Source organism: Streptomyces sp. NPDC048106 (genome assembly GCF_040706415.1).
Classification (GTDB): Bacteria; Actinomycetota; Actinomycetes; order Streptomycetales; family Streptomycetaceae; genus Streptomyces.
This window is the reverse complement of record NZ_JBEZND010000006.1, coordinates 153423-170323: the sequence shown is the minus strand read 5'-3', so window position 1 is coordinate 170323 and position 16901 is coordinate 153423. Positions and strand designations below refer to the sequence as shown.

The window sequence follows — 16901 nt, the reverse complement described above, 5'->3', positions numbered from 1 at the left end:
CCTTGTAATTCGCTGTGTACTTTCAGCAAGATTTACCACGGTCAGAGGGATCAAACCCGGCCAGTCGATGTCATATGACGGGGTAGGCGATGCGCGAGTCCGTACAGGCAGAGGTCATGATGAGCTTTCTCGTCTCGGAGGAGCTCTCCTTCCGCATTCCGGTGGAGTTGCGCTACGAGACCGGCGATCCCTACGCCGTGCGGCTCACCTTCCATCTGCCCGGTGATGCCCCGGTCACCTGGGTCTTCGGTCGGGAACTGCTGATCGACGGCGTCGGACGGCCGTGCGGGGAGGGGGATGTGCGGATCTCCCCCGTCGAGGAAGAGGTGCTGGGCGAGGTGCTGATCAGGCTTCAGGTCGGCGGCGACCAGGCCCTGTTCCGCTCGTCGGCGTCGCCGCTCGTGGCCTTCCTCGACCGCACGGACAAGCTGGTGCCGCTCGGCCAGGAGGGTGCGCTCGCCGACTTCGACGCGCATCTGGACGAGGCGCTGGACCGCATTCTGGCCGAGGAGCAGAGCGCGGGTTGAGACGCCGCGCGACGCGACTGGACGCTCCGCCCGGTGGTACGGAGCCATGCAGTAACGCTTCTGCGTCTGCACGGCCTTCTGCACAGGCTTCCGCGCGAAGTGGCGGGCGGGCGGTGCCCGGCTTGCCGCCGGGACCCGCCCCGTCTCATCGCTTCCGGCGCCGCCCCCGCCCGCTCCGGGCCGGCAGGGTCTGGGTGCCGGTGGGAGTCTCCGGGGCCGGGGCGCTCCGGTCGGCCGCCACCACCAGGGCGGCGAGCGCGGTGGTGACCGGGACCGAGGCGACCAGTCCGATGGATCCCACCAGGGTGCGCACGATCTCCTCGGCCACCAGCTCGCTGTTGGCCACCGCCCCCACGCTGCTCTGCGCGATGGAGAACAGCAGCAGCAACGGCAGCGCGGCACCGGCATAGGCGAGCACCAGGGTGTTGACGACGGACGCGATGTGGTCGCGGCCGATGCGGATGGCCGCCCGGTACAGCCCGCGCGGGCCCATCGAAGGATTGGCCTCGTGTAGTTCCCACACGGCCGAGGTCTGGGTCACCGTCACATCGTCCAGGACGCCCAGCGAGCCGATGATGACGCCGGCCAGCAGCAGACCGCTCATGTCGATTTTCGGATAGAGCCCGTGGATCAGACCGGTGCTGTCGTCGGTGTTGCCGGTCAGGGCGGCCCAGCCGATGAACACCGAGCCGAGCAGCCCGATCAGGGTCAGCGAGATCAGCGTCCCGAGCACGGCCACCGAGGTACGGGCCGACAGGCCGTGACACATGTACAGGGCGATCAGCATGATGGCGCTCGACCCGATCACCGCCACGAGCAGCGGGTTGGAGCCCTGGAGGATCGCGGGCAGGATGAACTGGTTCAGCACCAGGAAACTCACCGCCAGCGCCACGAGGGCCATCACCCCGCGCATCCGGCCCACCACCACGACCGCGAGCGCGAAGATGCCCGCGAGCAGCGCCATGGGGAACTTACGGTTCACATCGGCGACCGAGTACTGGAGGTCCTTCGGAGCGGTGGGTTCATAGGCGGCGACGACCTGCTCGCTCTGGTGCAACTGCCGGGGCTGGTCGGGCTGCACGATCTCGGTGAACGTACGGCCCTTGTCCTTGCCGGTGTCGATCCGGATGGTCGCCTTCTTGCAGGTGCCGCCGGGCTGTCGGCCGGTTGAGCTGTCCCCGGGGGTGCCACCGGCCGGGGTCCCGCCGGAGGCGTTCACCGAGGCGCAGCTCACCTCGGCCACATGGGTGACGGTGGCCTGTTGGGTCTGCCGGTCGAAGCCGACGCCGCTGTGCTTGTGCGAGGGGGCGCCACCGGGCCAGAGCACCATCAGGCCGACCACGACCGCCGCGGTGAACGGGACGAGGATCGCCGCGATCACCTTGCGCAGATGCCGGGAGACGGGCGCGGCGGGCCCATGGCTGTGGCTGTGCCCATGCCCGCTCCCGGCGCTGTGGCCATGCCCATGCCCATGCCCGTGTGCCTGGGTCTGGGCGGGGGCGTGACCGTGGTCGGGACGGTGGTCCTGGCTCGGGGGCTCCGAGCCGTCGTGCCGGTGCGGGCCGGGCGGCTGGTACGGGTGCTGGTCCATCCGGGTCATCGCCAGATCATCGCAAGAACCGGGAGGGCCCACTGTTCATCGCCTCATCGATGACGCTAGCGTGGAGGCACCTTTGCACACGCGGGAGCTCGGAGCACCGGGCTGAGAGGGCGCTGACCTCCGTAGGCGCGATGTTTCACGTGGAACATGCCATGTTCCCCGGGAGACCTCGGACGACGGAAGCCGCTGCGTCGACCGCCGAACCTGTTACCGGGTAATGCCGGCGTAGGGAGTAGGTCTCATGACCAACAAGGACGCAAGCACGCCTGCCTCCGCCCAGGACGACACGTCCTCGGAGGCCGGGAAGTCCATCGGCTGGCACAAGGCGTACGTCGAGGGCTCGCGCCCCGACCTGCGCGTGCCGGTCCGTCAGGTGCATCTCACCAACGGGCAGTCGGTCACGCTGTACGACACGTCGGGCCCGTACACCGATCCGCTCGTCGACACCAACGTCCGCCGGGGACTGACGCCGCTGCGGGAGAACTGGATCATCGCCCGCGGGGACACGGAGGAGTACGCGGGCCGTCCCGTCCGTCCCGAGGACGACGGGATCAAGCACACCTCGCCGCGCGGCGGGCTGCGGAACCTGGACGCGGTCTTCCCCGGCCGTCCGCGCCAGCCGCGGCGGGGCCGCGACGGGCAGGCGGTGACGCAGCTCGCGTATGCGCGCCGGGGCGAGATCACGCCGGAGATGGAGTTCGTGGCCCTCAGGGAGAACGTCTCCCCCGAGGTGGTGCGCGACGAGATCGCCGCGGGCCGGGCGGTGCTGCCGGTCAACGTCAACCACCCGGAGATCGAGCCGATGATCATCGGCAAGCGGTTCCTGGTGAAGGTGAACGCCAACATCGGCAACTCCGCGGTGACGTCGTCCATCGAGGAGGAGGTCGAGAAGATGACCTGGGCGACCCGCTGGGGCGCCGACACGGTCATGGACCTCTCCACCGGCCGCAACATCCACACCACCCGCGAGTGGGTGCTCCGTAACTCCCCCGTCCCGATCGGCACGGTGCCGCTGTACCAGGCGCTGGAGAAGGTCGACGGCAAGGCCGAGGAACTGACCTGGGAGATCTACAAGGACACCGTTATCGAACAAGCCGAGCAGGGCGTGGACTACATGACCGTCCACGCGGGCGTGCGGCTGCCGTTCGTACCGCTCACGGCCAACCGCAAGACCGGCATCGTCTCGCGCGGCGGCTCCATCATGGCCGCGTGGTGCCTGGCGCACCACAAGGACTCGTTCCTCTACGAGAACTTCGAGGAACTGTGCGAGATCCTCGCCGCCTACGACGTCACGTACTCGCTGGGCGACGGACTGCGGCCCGGCTCCATCGCGGATGCCAACGACGAGGCCCAGTTCGCCGAACTGCGGACGCTCGGGGAACTCGGCAGGATCGCCAGGCGGATGAACGTACAGACGATGATCGAGGGCCCCGGGCACGTCCCGATGCACAAGATCAAGGAGAACATCGATCTCCAGCAGGAGATCTGCGACGAGGCTCCGTTCTATACGCTCGGCCCGCTGACCACGGACATCGCGCCGGCATACGACCACATCACCTCCGGCATCGGCGCCGCGATGATCGCCTGGTGGGGTACGGCGATGCTCTGCTACGTCACCCCGAAGGAGCACCTGGGCCTGCCCAACCGGGATGACGTCAAGACCGGTGTCATCACCTACAAGATCGCTGCCCACGCCGCCGACCTCGCCAAGGGGCATCCGGGCGCTCAGGAGTGGGACGACGCCCTCTCGGACGCCCGTTTCGAGTTCCGCTGGGAGGACCAGTTCAATCTGGCCCTCGACCCGGACACGGCCCGCGACTTCCACGACGAGACCCTCCCGGCCGAACCCGCCAAGACGGCCCACTTCTGCTCCATGTGCGGCCCGAAGTTCTGCAGCATGAAGATTAGTCAAAGCATCACAGAGCGATTCGGTGGTGCGGCGGCTGAGGGAGCGTCGTCTGAGGAAATCGCTGAGGGGATGCTCCAGAAGTCGAAGGAGTTCGCCGAGGCGGGGAATCGGGTGTACCTGCCGATCGCCGACTGAACCATCTAGATTGGCGCTGCTCCTTGGGTCCGACGCCTCGGGAGCAGCGCCATCGATGGTCGGCGGTCAGGGGGGCGGGTGATGGATCCCGTGATGTTGCAGGCGGCTTCGGTGCCGGTCCAGTCACTTGTCTGGCAGGGCGATGACCTGGTTGATCTGGTGGGAGGACGCGCCTGGAACACCGCCGGCGTGGAGCGTCGGATCTTCACCGACCGCGGTCCTGCGTTCGACAGAAGTGTTGTCTCTCCCTCCGGCCGTTACAGCGTCGTCTACGCCGAGCGCGGGACGAATGCCCTACTGCTGGAAGGAGCGCGTGTTGTGCGGGAGCTCACGCGCAGCACTTACCACGCCGATGACTTCGACTATCCCGTGGCGCTGGGGACGCTGCGGGACGGTCGGGAGATCCTGGTTCACTGCCCGGACGAGTATGCCGTCCTCCAGGTCGAGGACGTTGAATCGGGACAGCGACTCACTGCGGGTACACGTCAGGCCAAAGATGTGTTTCATTCCCGGTTGTCGGTGAGCCGCGACGCCAGGCATCTGCTGGTGGCCGGCTGGGTGTGGCATCCGTATGGAGTCGTGGCAGTGTTCGACCTGGACAGTGCGCTGAAAGATCCGGCCAACCTGGACGGGCCAGGGGCCTTGCCCATGGAACCGGGACTGGATGCCGAAGTGGTGTCGGCTTGCTGGCTCGACAACGATCGCCTGGCTGTGGCCACCGGCGACGAAGTCCTTGATGACGAGGAAGTGCCGACTCTGGGCCCTCAGCACCTCGGCGTGTGGTCCCTCTCCCAGCGCAGGTGGTTGCACCTGAACCGCGCCGATTACAAGATCGGCACCCTGATCGCCGAGGGCGGCCGAGTCGTCTCCTTGCACGGGCACCCCAGACTGATCGACGTCACCACCGGTTCGGTACTGGCGGAGTGGCCCGAGCTGGACGTATCGAGGCGATGCGGGGCTTACGGAGTCACCCATGTTCCTACCCCGGTTGCGGCCTTGCACCCGGACGGTACTCGCCTGGCAGTCGCTCAGGCAGAGGGCATCGCGCTCGTCGCACTACCCGATCTCACCGCGTGACCAAGGGGTGATCCGGCTCGAACTTGTCCAGCATGAAGATCTCCCAGGGCATCCGCCGCGAACACGGCGGTAACCGGGCCGAGATCGAGGAGGGCATGGCCCAGAAGTCGGAGGAGTTCGCCGAGGCGGGGAACCGGGTGTACCTGCCGATCGCGGACTGATGCGTGGCGGAGCGGTGTTCATGGCCGGCGGCCCCGGGCACCGCTCCCTCGCAGGCCGGACCCGCCGTACCGGAGCCGGTTGACGGCGGCTCGTGGGACGGCGGGCGCGGGCCGTGTCGTGACGGCGGGGGTCAGTCCGGCTGGTGTTCCGGGCCGCCGTGGTCGGAGCCGGTGTAGTGGGAGTGGTCGGCGAGCGCCTCCTTGAGGAAGGGCAGGATGCCGCGTTCCAGGAGGGCGGTTTCCCACGCCGCTCTGGCTCTGGCGACCTCCTCGGTGGCGGCGTCGCGGGCCCGGGACTCGGGGGAGGCGCCGTTGCGCAGGGCGGTGACGAGCAGGCCGACGGCGGCGACGAGGAGCGCGGCCACGGTCAGGGCCCCGAACACCCATCCCGCGGTGAGCATCGTGCCCGCGATGGGCTGTCGGGGGTCCAGGGATCTCAGGATGTACCCGATGAGCAGGAATATCGCCGCCGCGGTGGCGGAGAGGAGCGGCGCCAGGACGGCGACGACCGCGACCGCGCCCGCGCCGTGCGGGGCGGCGAGCTCCGCCGCGGCCGGACCGGGCTCGGCGGGGGCGGAGCCGGCCGCCCCCGAGGCCTGCTCCGGGTGGCGCAGTTCGTCGCGGATCCGCACATAGCGCTGGTATTCGGCGGCCGCGGCCACCGTGATGAGTGCGGACGCGGCGATGGCCATGGTGCGCAGTTGTGCGGGGCTGAGCCGCCGTCCGACGGCGGCCAGTTCCGGTCGGTGTGGTGCGGAGCGCAGAACCTCGTCGAGGAGCCGCTCGAACTCCCGGCGGTCCTCGCTCCGCAGGTGCTGCGGAAGGCTGTTCATGTGCATCCCCCGATGCTCCGTAGGGCTTGGGGCTCGCACACCGGCGAGCCGTCGGGCAGAAACGGAGGGGAGCCTGCTACGGATAAGCCGATGGTAGAGCCGTGGCGGCGCGCGGTGACAGGGGATTGCCGGAAATTGCGTCCCGGCCTGCGTGTACTGCGGTGGGGCGGGACCCGCCCCGGGAACGGTCAGTGTTCCAGCGGGAGTTGCCTCACCAGCAGCTTTCCGGCCATGGTCACTCCGCCGTCCATGGCGATGGCGAGTCCGTCGGCGTAGACGTGCGGCCCCTCGACCACCGGGCCGCCGCTCTCCTCGCCGTCCTCGGAGCCCACCTCGCCCAGGAGGTAGGGGATGGGGCTGTGGCCGTGCACGATCCGGGTGCCGCCGTAGGCGTCCAGCAGGGCGCGCACGGCGTCGGCGCCGCCTTCATCGCGGAAGGAGAAGCGCTTGGTGAACTTGCGGAACAGATCCCAGCACTCGTTCGCGTCATTGCGGGTGAGCTTCTCGTGGACCGTGTCGTTGACGGCCTCGATCGAGTCGCCGTAGTCGAGGTAGGCGGTCGTGTCGGAGTGCACCAGCAGATAGCCGTCGACCTCCTCCAGCGCGTCGAGACGGGACATCCACTGCAGATGGTGGTCCTGGAGACGGTCCATGTCGGTCTTCTGGCCGCCGTTGAGCAGCCAGGCCGCCTGGAAAGTGGCGGTGCCCGCACCCGAGTTGACCGGAGTGTCGCCGAACCGCTTGGCACCGAGCAGCAGCAGCTCGTGGTTGCCCATGAGGGCCTTGCAGTAGCCGCCGGCCGCGGCCGCCTCGGCGGACAGCCGCATCACCAGGTCGATGACGCCGATGCCGTCCGGACCGCGGTCGGTGAAGTCGCCGAGGAACCACAGCCGCGTGGTGCCGGCGCACCACTGGCCCGCGTCGTCGATCAGCCCCTGCTCCCGCAGGGCGGCCATCAGTTCGTCGAGGTAGCCGTGCACGTCGCCGACGACGTAGAGCGGGCCGGGACCGGCCGCGGGCTGGGGAGCCGGGGCGGCGGGGGCCGGATCGGCGGCGACCTGGAGCGTGTCGCCACGGTGGACGACGGGCAGGTCGCGCTCGGTGGGCGTGTACCCCTCGGGGTACGACTCCTCGGCGGGCGGCGCGGTCTCGTCCTGCGAGGCATGGGAGACGTACGGACCGGACTCGTGGACGTACGCGGGCACCCGGAAGTCGCGCAGCGTCGCCGTCCGCTCCACCTCGGGTCCCTGACCGGCCCCCTGAGTCATCAGACCCCTCCACCATCGCGCCGCATCTGCACCGCTTCGGACTGCCTGGTCGCAGCGGTCCGCGGTGTCGTGGGCCCATCATAGGAATGCGCGTCGCGCCATGTGATGACCCAGGGGTGGTGAATCGGAACAAGACTCCGCTTCACCGCGGCTTTCGCCCCGTTTGGGCAGGTGTTCGCCGACGGCCGGGGACCGCCGGGCCTGTGTGGCCCGCGCGGCGGCCCGGCCGAACGGTCGTCCCCGCCCCCTCCGCGCGGTCCCTCCTACGTGTCGGCCCCTCTACGTGTCGTCCGGGGACCGGGGCGGGCTGACCGTGGTGCGCGGGGGCCGCCGCTGGGATGAGGTGCGCACGATCAGCTCGGTCGGTATGACCTGCTCCACCGGCTGCTCCGACTCCACTCCCTCGATGGCATCGATGAGCAGTTGGACGACGGCCGTGCCGATGCGGCGCGGCTTGAGGGAGAGCGTGGTGACGGGCGGCTCGGTGCTGGCGTACACGGTGGACTCGCTGCAGCACACCAGCAGCAGATCGTCCGGGACGCGCAGTCCGTAGCGGCGGGCGGCGGCGAGCAGGTCGGTGCCGTTGGGGTCGAACAGCCCGTAGACGGCGTCGGGCCGGTCGGGGCGGGCGAGCAGCCGGTCGGCGGCGACGGCGCCCGCGCACGGGTCGTGCGCCGGGTAGGCCTCGTAGACCGGGTCCTGGCCGACCCGCTCGCACCAGTGCAGGTAGGCCGTGGTCGACAGATGGGTGTACGTGTCGGTCGAGGTGCCCGTGAGCAGGCCGATGCGACGGGCGCCGGCGGCGGCGAGATGGTCGAGGATGCCGAGGACGGCGGCCTCGTGGTCGTTGTCCACCCAGGCGGTGACCGGGAGCGCGCCGGCCGGGCGGCCGTCGGAGACGACGGGCAGGCCCTGGCGGACGAGTTCGCTGACCACCGGGTCCTGGTCGGAGGGGTCGATGACGACGGTGCCGTCGAGGGCGACGTTGGACCACACGTCGTGGCGGGAGGTCGCGGGCAGGATGACCAGGGCGTAGCCCCGGGCCAGCGCGGCCGAGGTGGCGGCCCGCGCCATCTCGGCGAAGTACGCGAACTCCGTGAAGGTGAAAGGTTCATCCCCGTACGTGGTCACGGTCAGGCCGATCAGCCCCGACTTGCCGGTACGGAGGGTGCGGGCGGCGGCCGAGGGACGGTACCCCAGCCGGTCGGCGACCTCGCGGACATGGCGCCGGGTGGCGTCCGGGAGCCGGCCCTTGCCGTTGAGGGCGTCGGAGACGGTCGTGATGGAGACTCCGGCGGCGGCGGCCACGTCCCTGATGCCCGCCCGGCCCGGCCGACTGCCTCGACGGGAGGTTTCCGCGCGGCTCACCTGGTGCTTCCCTGCTGCTGTCATGGCGAGCCGATAGTAGGGCTCAGGCGGTGGGGTAGTGCGGACGCATATGCACTCGTTGACAGGCACGTTTCTGCATGGCGGTGATGGGCGAACTGCCTTGGAATCACAGGCAGTTGGGCGCTTTCCTGGCAGGACATGGCCTAACGGCGCGTATGAGCCTGCCAATGGTCCGATGTTTCGAAGAGGTCTCAACTCACCTGCACGGGTGAAGCGCGCTACGGCGCGAGCCACCGGCGCATAGATATATGTACGGCGCGCCCCCCGAAAGATCCGCCTTCAGGGAGCGATGCCCGGCGATGCCCGTGTTGCGGCGGTGGTCCACGAGGTTTGCCCACGGCCAGTACTCACCACAGCCGAATCCTCATATGGTGAGCAGTATTGGAAGCCGGTGGCGTCGACGGTCCACCGGTGGTCGCGAGGAGGACTGTGGTGAGCGAGACGAGCCCCAAGCTGCGCGCCGAGCTGGAGGGTATCCCCACCTACAAGCCGGGCAAGCCGGCCGCGTCCGAGGGACCGGTCGCCTACAAGCTGTCCTCGAACGAGAACCCGTACCCGCCGCTGCCCGGTGTGCTGGAGAGTGTGACCGCGGCCGCCGCCTCCTTCAACCGCTACCCCGACATGGCGTGTGCGGCCCTGACGGAGGAGCTGGCGGAGCGCTTCGGGGTGCCGGCCGCCCACGTGGCCACCGGCACGGGCTCGGTGGGCGTTGCCCAGCAGCTGATCCAGGCCACCAGCGGGCCCGGCGACGAGGTGATCTATGCCTGGCGGTCCTTCGAGGCGTACCCGATCATCACGCAGATCAACGGCGCCCGGTCGGTGCAGGTGCCCCTGACGCCGGGCGATGTGCACGACCTGGACGCGATGGCGGAGGCGATCACCGACCGGACGCGGCTGATCTTCGTCTGCAACCCGAACAACCCGACCGGCACGGTGGTGCGGCGGGCCGAGCTGGAGCGCTTCCTGGACCGGGTGCCCAAGGACGTCCTGGTGGTGCTGGACGAGGCCTACCGGGAGTTCATCCGCGACCCCGAGGTGCCCGACGGCGTCGAGCTGTACCGGGAGCGGCCCAACGTCTGCGTCCTGCGGACCTTCTCCAAGGCGTACGGCCTCGCCGGGCTGCGGGTCGGTTTCGCGATCGCCCATGAGCCGGTGGCCGCCGCGCTGCGCAAGACGGCGGTGCCGTTCGGTGTGAGCCAGCTGGCACAGGAGGCGGCGATCGCCTCGCTGCGGGCCGAGGACGAGCTGCTGGGCCGGGTCGGCTCGCTCGTGTGCGAGCGCAACCGCGTGGTCGACGCGCTGCGCGCGCAGGGCTGGACGGTGCCGGAGACGCAGGCCAACTTCGTGTGGATGCGGCTCGGAGAGCGTACGGCGGCGTTCGCGCAGGCCTGTGAGGAACACGGTGTCGTGGTCCGGCCGTTCGCGGGCGAGGGCGCCCGGGTCACGGTCGGCGAGGCCGAGGCCAACGACATCTTCCTGAAGGTGGCGGAGGCCTTCCACAAGGAGCTGTAATTCGGCTCACGAAGCGGCTGTAATCCGGCTCACGCCGGAGAGATCACGGGCGTCCGGCTCTGCCGGGCGCCCGTTTCACGTGAAACAGGGACATCGGCGACATCTGTGCCGCTCCTGGCGGGGGTTACCCGAGGTTCGAAGATCCATGCCCGCCCTATGGCCCCTTCGAAAGGGCATGGCGGGGACGTCGGGGATCTTGACTCGGGGGCAAGAGGGCGACCCCGAACCTTCTGGCCGGAAAAGGGTGCGCCATAATGGCTTGTGAATGTGAACGCGTTCACAAGCGCGTCCCGTTTTGCCCCGTATGTAGGTGACAGATGGGGCGAATCGCCGCAGTACCACGGCGTAGTAAGGAGAGTGACGACGTGGACCTGGCTTTGGCGCCGGAGACACTGGCGCGCTGGCAGTTCGGCATCACGACCGTCTACCACTTCCTGTTCGTTCCGCTGACGATCTCCCTGGCCGCTCTCACGGCCGGGTTGCAGACGGCCTGGGTACGCACGGAGAAGGAGAAGTACCTCAGGGCGACGAAGTTCTGGGGCAAGCTTTTCCTGATCAACATCGCGATGGGTGTGGTCACCGGCATCGTGCAGGAGTTCCAGTTCGGCATGAACTGGTCGGACTACTCGCGTTTCGTCGGCGACATCTTCGGCGCCCCGCTCGCCTTCGAGGCGCTGATCGCGTTCTTCTTCGAGTCCACGTTCATCGGGCTGTGGATCTTCGGCTGGGACAAGCTGCCGAAGAAGATCCACCTGGCCTGCATCTGGATGGTCTCGATCGGCACGATCCTGTCGGCGTACTTCATCCTCGCGGCCAACTCCTGGATGCAGCACCCGGTCGGCTACAAGATCGACAAGGCCAAGGGACGCGCCGAGCTGACCGACTTCCTGGCGGTGCTCACCCAGAACACCGCGCTGAGCCAGGCCTTCCACACACTCTCCGCCGCCTTCCTGACCGGTGGCGCCTTCATGGTCGGCATCTCCGCCTACCACCTGGCCCGCAAGAAGCACATCCGCGAGATGAAGACCTCGCTGCGGCTCGGCCTGATCACCGTGGTCATCGCGGGCCTGCTCACCGCGGTCAGCGGCGACACCCTCGGCAAGGTCATGTTCAAGCAGCAGCCGATGAAGATGGCGGCCGCCGAGGCGCTGTGGGACGGCCAGAAGCCGGCCCCGTTCTCGATCTTCGCCTACGGCGACGTGGAGAAGGGCCACAACACCGTCGCGGTCGAGATACCCGGCCTGCTCTCCTTCCTCGCCGACGACAACTTCACGTCGGAGGTTCCTGGGATCAACGACGTCAACAAGGCCGAGCAGCAGCAGTTCGGGCCCGGCGACTACCGGCCCAACATCCCCGTGGCCTTCTGGGGCTTCCGCTGGATGATCGGCTTCGGCATGGCGTCCTTCGCCATCGGCCTGGCCGGACTCTGGCTGACCCGCAAGAAGTTCATGCTGCCCGAGGGGCTGCGGGTGGGCGAGGACGAGGTGCCGCACCTGGTGCTGTTCCCGAAGAAGGTGCTCGGCTCCAAGCTGACGCCCTGGTGCTGGCGCATCGCGACCTGGACCATGGCCTTCCCGCTGATCGCCAACTCCTGGGGCTGGATCTTCACCGAGATGGGCCGTCAGCCGTGGGTCGTCTACGGAGTGCTGCGGACCCGGGACGCGGTCTCCCCCGGCGTCTCCCAGGGAGAGGTCCTCACCTCGTTGATCGTCTTCACCTCGCTGTACGCGATCCTCGCGGTGATCGAGGTCAGGCTGCTCGCGAAGTACGTCAAGGCCGGCCCGCCCGAGCTGACCGAGGACGACCTCAACCCGCCCACGAAGATCGGCGGCGACACCCGTGACGCCGACAAGCCGATGGCCTTCTCGTACTAGGCCGAGGGGACAGTCATGGAACTTCACGACGTCTGGTTCGTCCTGATCGCCGTCCTGTGGACCGGCTACTTCTTCCTGGAGGGCTTCGACTTCGGGGTCGGCATCCTCACCAAGCTGCTGGCCCGGGACCGGGCCGAGCGCCGGGTGCTCATCAACACCATCGGTCCCGTCTGGGACGGCAACGAGGTGTGGCTGCTCACAGCGGGCGGCGCGACCTTCGCCGCCTTCCCCGAGTGGTACGCCACCCTCTTCTCCGGCTTCTATCTGCCCCTGCTCGTCATCCTGGTCTGCCTGATCGTGCGGGGCGTGGCCTTCGAGTACCGGGCGAAGCGGCCCGAGGAGAACTGGCAGCGCAACTGGGAGACCGCGATCTTCTGGACCTCGCTGCTCCCGGCGTTCCTGTGGGGCGTGGCCTTCGGGAACATCGTGCGGGGCGTCAAGATCGACCAGCACTTCGAGTACGTCGGCAGCGTCGGGGATCTGCTCAACCCCTACGCCCTGCTCGGCGGGCTGGTGACGCTCACGCTGTTCACCTTCCACGGGGCGGTGTTCACGGCGCTCAAGACCGTCGGTGACATCCGGGGGCGGGCGCGGCAGCTGGCGCTGTGGGCCGGCCTCGTCGCGGCCGTGCTGGCGGTGGGCTTCCTGCTGTGGACGCAGGCCGACAGCGGTGACGGCAAGAGCCTGGTCGCGCTGGTCGTGGCGGTCGTCGCCCTGGTGGGCGCGCTGGTCGCGAACCAACTGGGGCGCGAGGGCTGGGCGTTCGCCCTGTCCGGCGTCACCATCGTGGCGGCCGTGGCGATGCTCTTCCTCTCGCTCTTCCCGAACGTCATGCCGTCCACCCTCAACGGGGAGTGGAGCCTGACGGTCGCCAATGCCTCGTCCAGCCCCTACACCCTCAAGATCATGACCTGGCTCGCGGTGATCGCCACTCCGCTGGTGGTGCTCTACCAGGGCTGGACCTACTGGGTGTTCCGCAAGCGGATCGGCACACAGCACATCGCCGAACCCGCACATTGAGTCCGCCGGGGTGTGTTTCACGTGAAACACACCCCTTGGACCGAAGGGCCTGTTTCACGTGAAACCAGTCGATCCTCGTCTACTGCGTTACGCCCGCGCCACCCGCTTCTTCCTGGTGGCGGTCGTCGCCCTGGGTGCCGCCGGTGCCGGGCTGGTCATCGCCCAGGCGATGCTCATCGCCGAGGTGGTCGCCGGCGCCTTCCGGCATGGTCGCTCCCTCGCCGAACTGTCCACTCCCCTGCTCATGCTGGTGGCGGTGGCCGTGGGGCGGGCCCTGGTCGCCTGGCTCACCGAGCGTGCCGCCCACCGGGCGAGCGCGGCGGTGAAGTCCGAGCTGCGGGGGCGGCTGCTCGACCGGGCGGCGGCGCTCGGTCCCGGGTGGCTCGGCGGCCAGCGCACCGGCTCGCTGGTCAACCTCGCGACGCGGGGTGTCGACGCCCTCGACGACTACTTCTCGCGCTATCTGCCGCAGCTGGGGCTCGCGGTGGTGGTGCCGGTGGCGGTGCTGGCGCGGATCGTCACCGAGGACTGGGTGTCGGCGGCGATCATCGTCGGCACCCTGCCGCTCATTCCGCTGTTCATGATGCTGATCGGCTGGGCCACGCAGGCTCGGACGGACCGGCAGTGGCGGTTGCTGTCCCGGTTGTCCGGTCACTTCCTGGACGTGGTCGCGGGGCTGCCCACGCTGAAGGTGTTCGGCCGGGCCAAGGCGCAGGCCGAGTCCATCCGGCGGATCACCGGTGAGTACCGCCAGGCGACCATGCGGACCCTGCGGATCGCCTTCATCTCCTCCTTCGCGCTGGAACTGCTGGCCACGCTGTCGGTGGCGCTGGTCGCCGTGACGATCGGCATGCGGCTGGTGCACGGCGACATGGATCTGTACACCGGGCTGATGATCCTGGTGCTGGCGCCGGAGGCGTACCTGCCGCTGCGTCAGGTGGGTGCGCAGTATCACGCGGCCGCGGAGGGGCTGGCGGCCGCGGAGGAGATCTTCACCGTGCTGGAGACGCCGGTGCCGGTGTCCGGGACCGGTGCGGTGCCCTCGGGGGCGGTGGCCTTCGAGGGGGTCACGGTGCGGTACCCCGGGCGGTCCGGGAACGCGGTGAGCGAGGTGTCGTTCACCGTCGCGCCCGGGGAGACCGTGGCGCTGGTCGGGCCGAGCGGGGCGGGCAAGTCGACGCTGCTGAACGTACTGCTGGGGTTCGTCCGGCCCGCCGCGGGGCGGGTGCTGGTCGGGGGCGTCGATCTCGCCGAGCTGGACATGGCGGAGTGGCGGTCACGGATCGCGTGGGTGCCGCAGCGGCCGCATCTGTATGCCGGGACGATCGCGGAGAACGTGCGGCTGGCACGGCCGGACGCGGACGACGAGGCGGTGCGTCGGGCCTTGCGGGATGCGGGCGCGTCGGACTTCGTGGACGCGTTGCCCGAGGGTGTCCGCACCGCGCTCGGGGAGGACGGGGCGGGACTCTCGGCGGGGCAGCGGCAGCGGTTGGCGCTGGCACGGGCGTTCCTCGCCGACCGGCCCGTGCTCGTGCTGGATGAGCCGACGGCGGCACTGGACGGGGCGACCGAGGGGGAGGTCGTCTCGGCGGTACGCCGGCTGGCGGCCGGGCGGACGGTGCTGGTGGTGGTGCACCGGCCCGCCCTGCTGGAGGTGGCCGACAGGGTGGTGCGGCTGGCGGAGCCGACGGCGCTGCGTGGGGCCGCCGGACCCGCCGGTGGGCTCCGCCCCTCGGAGCCCCGGCTCGGCCTGCCCGCCCCCCGGGACCCCGGGCCGGAAGGCGAGCCCGGGGCGCTCCGGGAGCCGGCGCCCCGGCGGAGTGCGCTCGGGTGGATCCGGGGGCTCGGCAGTGGCCGGTGGGCGCGGTTGGGGCTGGCTCTGGTGCTGGGGAGTCTCGCGCTCGGGAGTGCCGTCGGACTGATGGCGACCTCCGGGTGGCTGATCTCGCGGGCGTCTCAGCAGCCGCCGGTGCTGTATCTGATGGTGGCGGTGACGGCGACGCGGGCGTTCGGGATCGGGCGGGCCGTGTTCCGCTATGCCGAGCGACTGGTCTCGCACGAGGCCGTGCTGCGGATGCTGGCCGACACCCGGGTCGCGGTCTACCGGCGACTTGAGCGCCTGGCGCCCGCGGGGCTGCGCGGCGCCCGCCGCGGTGATCTGCTGACCCGGCTGGTCGCGGACGTGGACGCGCTCCAGGACTACTGGCTGCGCTGGCTGTTGCCCGCCTCCGTCGCCGTACTCGTCTCCGGCGCGGCTGTGGGCTTCACCGCCTGGCTGCTGCCCGGGGCGGGCGCCGCCCTCGCGGTGGGACTCCTCGCGGCCGGGGCCGGCGTGCCCCTGGTGACCGCGGCCGCGGCCCGGCACACCGAGCGCCGGCTGGCGCCCGCCCGCGGTGAACTCGCGACCCGTGTCACCGATCTGCTCACCGGCACCGCCGAGCTGACCGTGGCCGGGGCGCTGCCCGCGCGTACCGGTGCGGTCCGGCGGGCGGACGGCACCCTGACCCGGATCGCCGCGCGCGCCGCCGCCGTCACCGCGCTCGGCGACGGGCTCACCGCGCTGGTCTCCGGCCTGACCGTCACCGCCATGGCCCTGCTCGGCGTCCAGGCGGTGGCGGCGGGGCGGCTCGGCGGTGTCGCGCTGGCCGTGGTCGTGCTCACCCCGCTGGCCGCGTTCGAGGCCGTACTCGGGATGCCGCTCGCAGTCCGTTACCGGCAGCGGGTGCGGCGCAGCGCGGAACGGGTGCGGGAGGTGCTGGACGCGCCGGAGCCGGTGCGTGAGCCCGAGCGGCCCCGGCAGTCGCCCGTGACGCCGTTCCCGGTGGTCCTCAAGGGGCTGGTCGCGCGGCACGAGGGGCAGCGGGGGGAGGCGCTGACCGGACTCGACCTGACGCTGGAGCAGGGCCGCCGGATCGCCGTGGTCGGGGCCTCCGGCTCCGGCAAGACGACCCTCGCCCAGGTGTTGCTGCGCTTCCTCGACCCGCGCTCCGGCTCCTACACCCTCGCCGGGGTCGACGCCCGCGAGCTGTCCGGCGACGACGTGCGGCGGCTGGTCGGGCTGTGCGCCCAGGACGCGCATCTCTTCGACAGCTCGGTGCGCGAGAACCTGCTGCTGGCCAGGAAGGACGCCACCGAGGCCGAGCTGCGCGGGGCGTTGGCGCGGGCCCGGCTGCTCGACTGGGTGGACGGGCTGCCCGACGGCCTGGACACGCTGGTCGGCGAGCACGGGGCGCGGCTGTCCGGCGGCCAGCGGCAGCGCCTCGCGCTGGCCCGCGCGCTCCTCGCCGACTTCCCCGTGCTGGTCCTGGACGAGCCGGCCGAGCACCTGGACCTGCCGACGGCGGACGCCCTCACCGCCGATCTGCTGGCCGCCACCGAGGGCCGTACGACGCTGCTGATCACCCACCGGCTCGCCGGTCTCGACGAGGTGGACGAGGTGCTGGTGCTCGACGCGGGCCGCGTCGTGCAGCGGGGCCCCTACGCGGAACTGGCCGCGGTGGACGGACCGTTGCGCGAGATGGTGCGCCGGGAGGCGGAGGCCGAGTCGCTGGTCGGAGCGCGGTGAAAGCCCGCGACCGGGGGCAGGACCCGAAAGA

At 70.1% G+C, this 16901-nt stretch carries 11 protein-coding genes, 1 pseudogene and 1 riboswitch; of the genes and pseudogenes, 8 read left to right on the top strand and 4 right to left on the bottom strand.

Going from position 1 to position 16901, the window contains the following annotated elements; translation table 11 throughout:
- The first annotated feature begins 89 nt into the window (after nucleotides 1-89).
- A complete protein-coding gene (locus AB0927_RS08550) occupies nucleotides 90-527 on the top strand; it encodes an SsgA family sporulation/cell division regulator (RefSeq protein ID WP_366666765.1) in 438 nt (145 codons plus the stop codon).
- 145 nt (nucleotides 528-672) lie between these two features.
- Here AB0927_RS08550 and AB0927_RS08545 read toward each other — a convergent pair whose 3' ends face one another.
- Entirely contained in the window at nucleotides 673-2127 is a 1455-nt protein-coding gene (locus tag AB0927_RS08545; protein ID WP_366666763.1) for a YibE/F family protein, read from the bottom strand.
- Nucleotides 2128-2198: 71 nt separating this feature from the next.
- A riboswitch (TPP riboswitch) is annotated at nucleotides 2199-2376 on the top strand.
- Here AB0927_RS08545 and thiC point away from each other — a divergent pair.
- The 3 genes and pseudogenes from thiC to AB0927_RS08530 all read left to right on the top strand — a co-directional run.
- A complete protein-coding gene (thiC, locus tag AB0927_RS08540; protein ID WP_366666762.1) occupies nucleotides 2369-4171 on the top strand; it encodes a phosphomethylpyrimidine synthase ThiC in 1803 nt (600 codons plus the stop codon). (Overlaps the previous riboswitch by 8 nt.)
- Before the next feature lie 81 nt (nucleotides 4172-4252).
- Entirely contained in the window at nucleotides 4253-5248 is a 996-nt protein-coding gene (locus AB0927_RS08535) for a hypothetical protein (RefSeq protein ID WP_366666761.1), read from the top strand.
- 29 nt (nucleotides 5249-5277) lie between these two features.
- Nucleotides 5278-5409 (top strand): annotated as a pseudogene (locus tag AB0927_RS08530) (thiamine biosynthesis protein ThiC); the annotation flags it as partial.
- Between the two features lie 131 nt (nucleotides 5410-5540).
- On the opposite strand, the gene AB0927_RS08525 reads toward AB0927_RS08530, so the two are convergent.
- The 3 genes from AB0927_RS08525 to AB0927_RS08515 all read right to left on the bottom strand — a co-directional run bounded on the left by AB0927_RS08525 (nucleotide 5541) and on the right by AB0927_RS08515 (nucleotide 8902).
- Nucleotides 5541-6248, bottom strand: coding sequence for a hypothetical protein (locus AB0927_RS08525; protein ID WP_366666760.1), 708 nt, complete (start codon nucleotides 6246-6248; stop codon nucleotides 5541-5543).
- A gap of 182 nt (nucleotides 6249-6430) precedes the next feature.
- Nucleotides 6431-7510 carry a metallophosphoesterase gene (locus AB0927_RS08520; RefSeq protein WP_366666759.1) on the bottom strand — a complete coding sequence of 360 codons (1080 nt, stop codon included), beginning with the start codon at nucleotides 7508-7510 and terminating at the stop codon, nucleotides 6431-6433.
- 279 nt (nucleotides 7511-7789) lie between these two features.
- The gene (locus tag AB0927_RS08515; protein ID WP_366666758.1) at nucleotides 7790-8902 is read right to left on the bottom strand and encodes a LacI family DNA-binding transcriptional regulator; all 1113 of its coding nucleotides are present in this window, start codon (nucleotides 8900-8902) and stop codon (nucleotides 7790-7792) included.
- A 429-nt stretch (nucleotides 8903-9331) separates the two neighbouring features.
- Here AB0927_RS08515 and hisC point away from each other — a divergent pair, with 429 nt between their 5' ends.
- The 4 genes from hisC (at nucleotide 9332) to cydD (ending at nucleotide 16870) form a co-directional block, all read left to right on the top strand.
- Nucleotides 9332-10411, top strand: coding sequence for a histidinol-phosphate transaminase (gene hisC / locus AB0927_RS08510; RefSeq protein ID WP_366666757.1), 1080 nt, complete (start codon nucleotides 9332-9334; stop codon nucleotides 10409-10411).
- Between the two features lie 365 nt (nucleotides 10412-10776).
- Entirely contained in the window at nucleotides 10777-12285 is a 1509-nt protein-coding gene (locus AB0927_RS08505) for a cytochrome ubiquinol oxidase subunit I (RefSeq protein ID WP_366666756.1), read from the top strand.
- Between the two features lie 15 nt (nucleotides 12286-12300).
- Complete coding sequence (gene cydB / locus AB0927_RS08500; RefSeq protein ID WP_366666755.1) at nucleotides 12301-13305, top strand: cytochrome d ubiquinol oxidase subunit II; 1005 nt, start codon at nucleotides 12301-12303, stop codon at nucleotides 13303-13305.
- A gap of 58 nt (nucleotides 13306-13363) precedes the next feature.
- Nucleotides 13364-16870 carry a thiol reductant ABC exporter subunit CydD gene (gene cydD / locus AB0927_RS08495; protein ID WP_366666754.1) on the top strand — a complete coding sequence of 1169 codons (3507 nt, stop codon included), beginning with the start codon at nucleotides 13364-13366 and terminating at the stop codon, nucleotides 16868-16870.
- Nucleotides 16871-16901: the final 31 nt, after the last annotated feature.

Bases quoted from the DNA above. Each gene is read 5' to 3' on its own strand.
- AB0927_RS08550 (WP_366666765.1), top strand. From the start codon at position 90: ATGCGCGAGTCCGTACAGGCAGAGGTCATGATGAGCTTTCTCGTCTCG.
- AB0927_RS08545 (WP_366666763.1), bottom strand. From the start codon at position 2,127: ATGACCCGGATGGACCAGCACCCGTACCAGCCGCCCGGCCCGCACCGG.
- thiC (WP_366666762.1), top strand. From the start codon at position 2,369: ATGACCAACAAGGACGCAAGCACGCCTGCCTCCGCCCAGGACGACACG.
- AB0927_RS08535 (WP_366666761.1), top strand. From the start codon at position 4,253: ATGGATCCCGTGATGTTGCAGGCGGCTTCGGTGCCGGTCCAGTCACTT.
- AB0927_RS08525 (WP_366666760.1), bottom strand. From the start codon at position 6,248: ATGCACATGAACAGCCTTCCGCAGCACCTGCGGAGCGAGGACCGCCGG.
- AB0927_RS08520 (WP_366666759.1), bottom strand. From the start codon at position 7,510: ATGACTCAGGGGGCCGGTCAGGGACCCGAGGTGGAGCGGACGGCGACG.
- AB0927_RS08515 (WP_366666758.1), bottom strand. From the start codon at position 8,902: ATGACAGCAGCAGGGAAGCACCAGGTGAGCCGCGCGGAAACCTCCCGT.
- cydB (WP_366666755.1), top strand. From the start codon at position 12,301: ATGGAACTTCACGACGTCTGGTTCGTCCTGATCGCCGTCCTGTGGACC.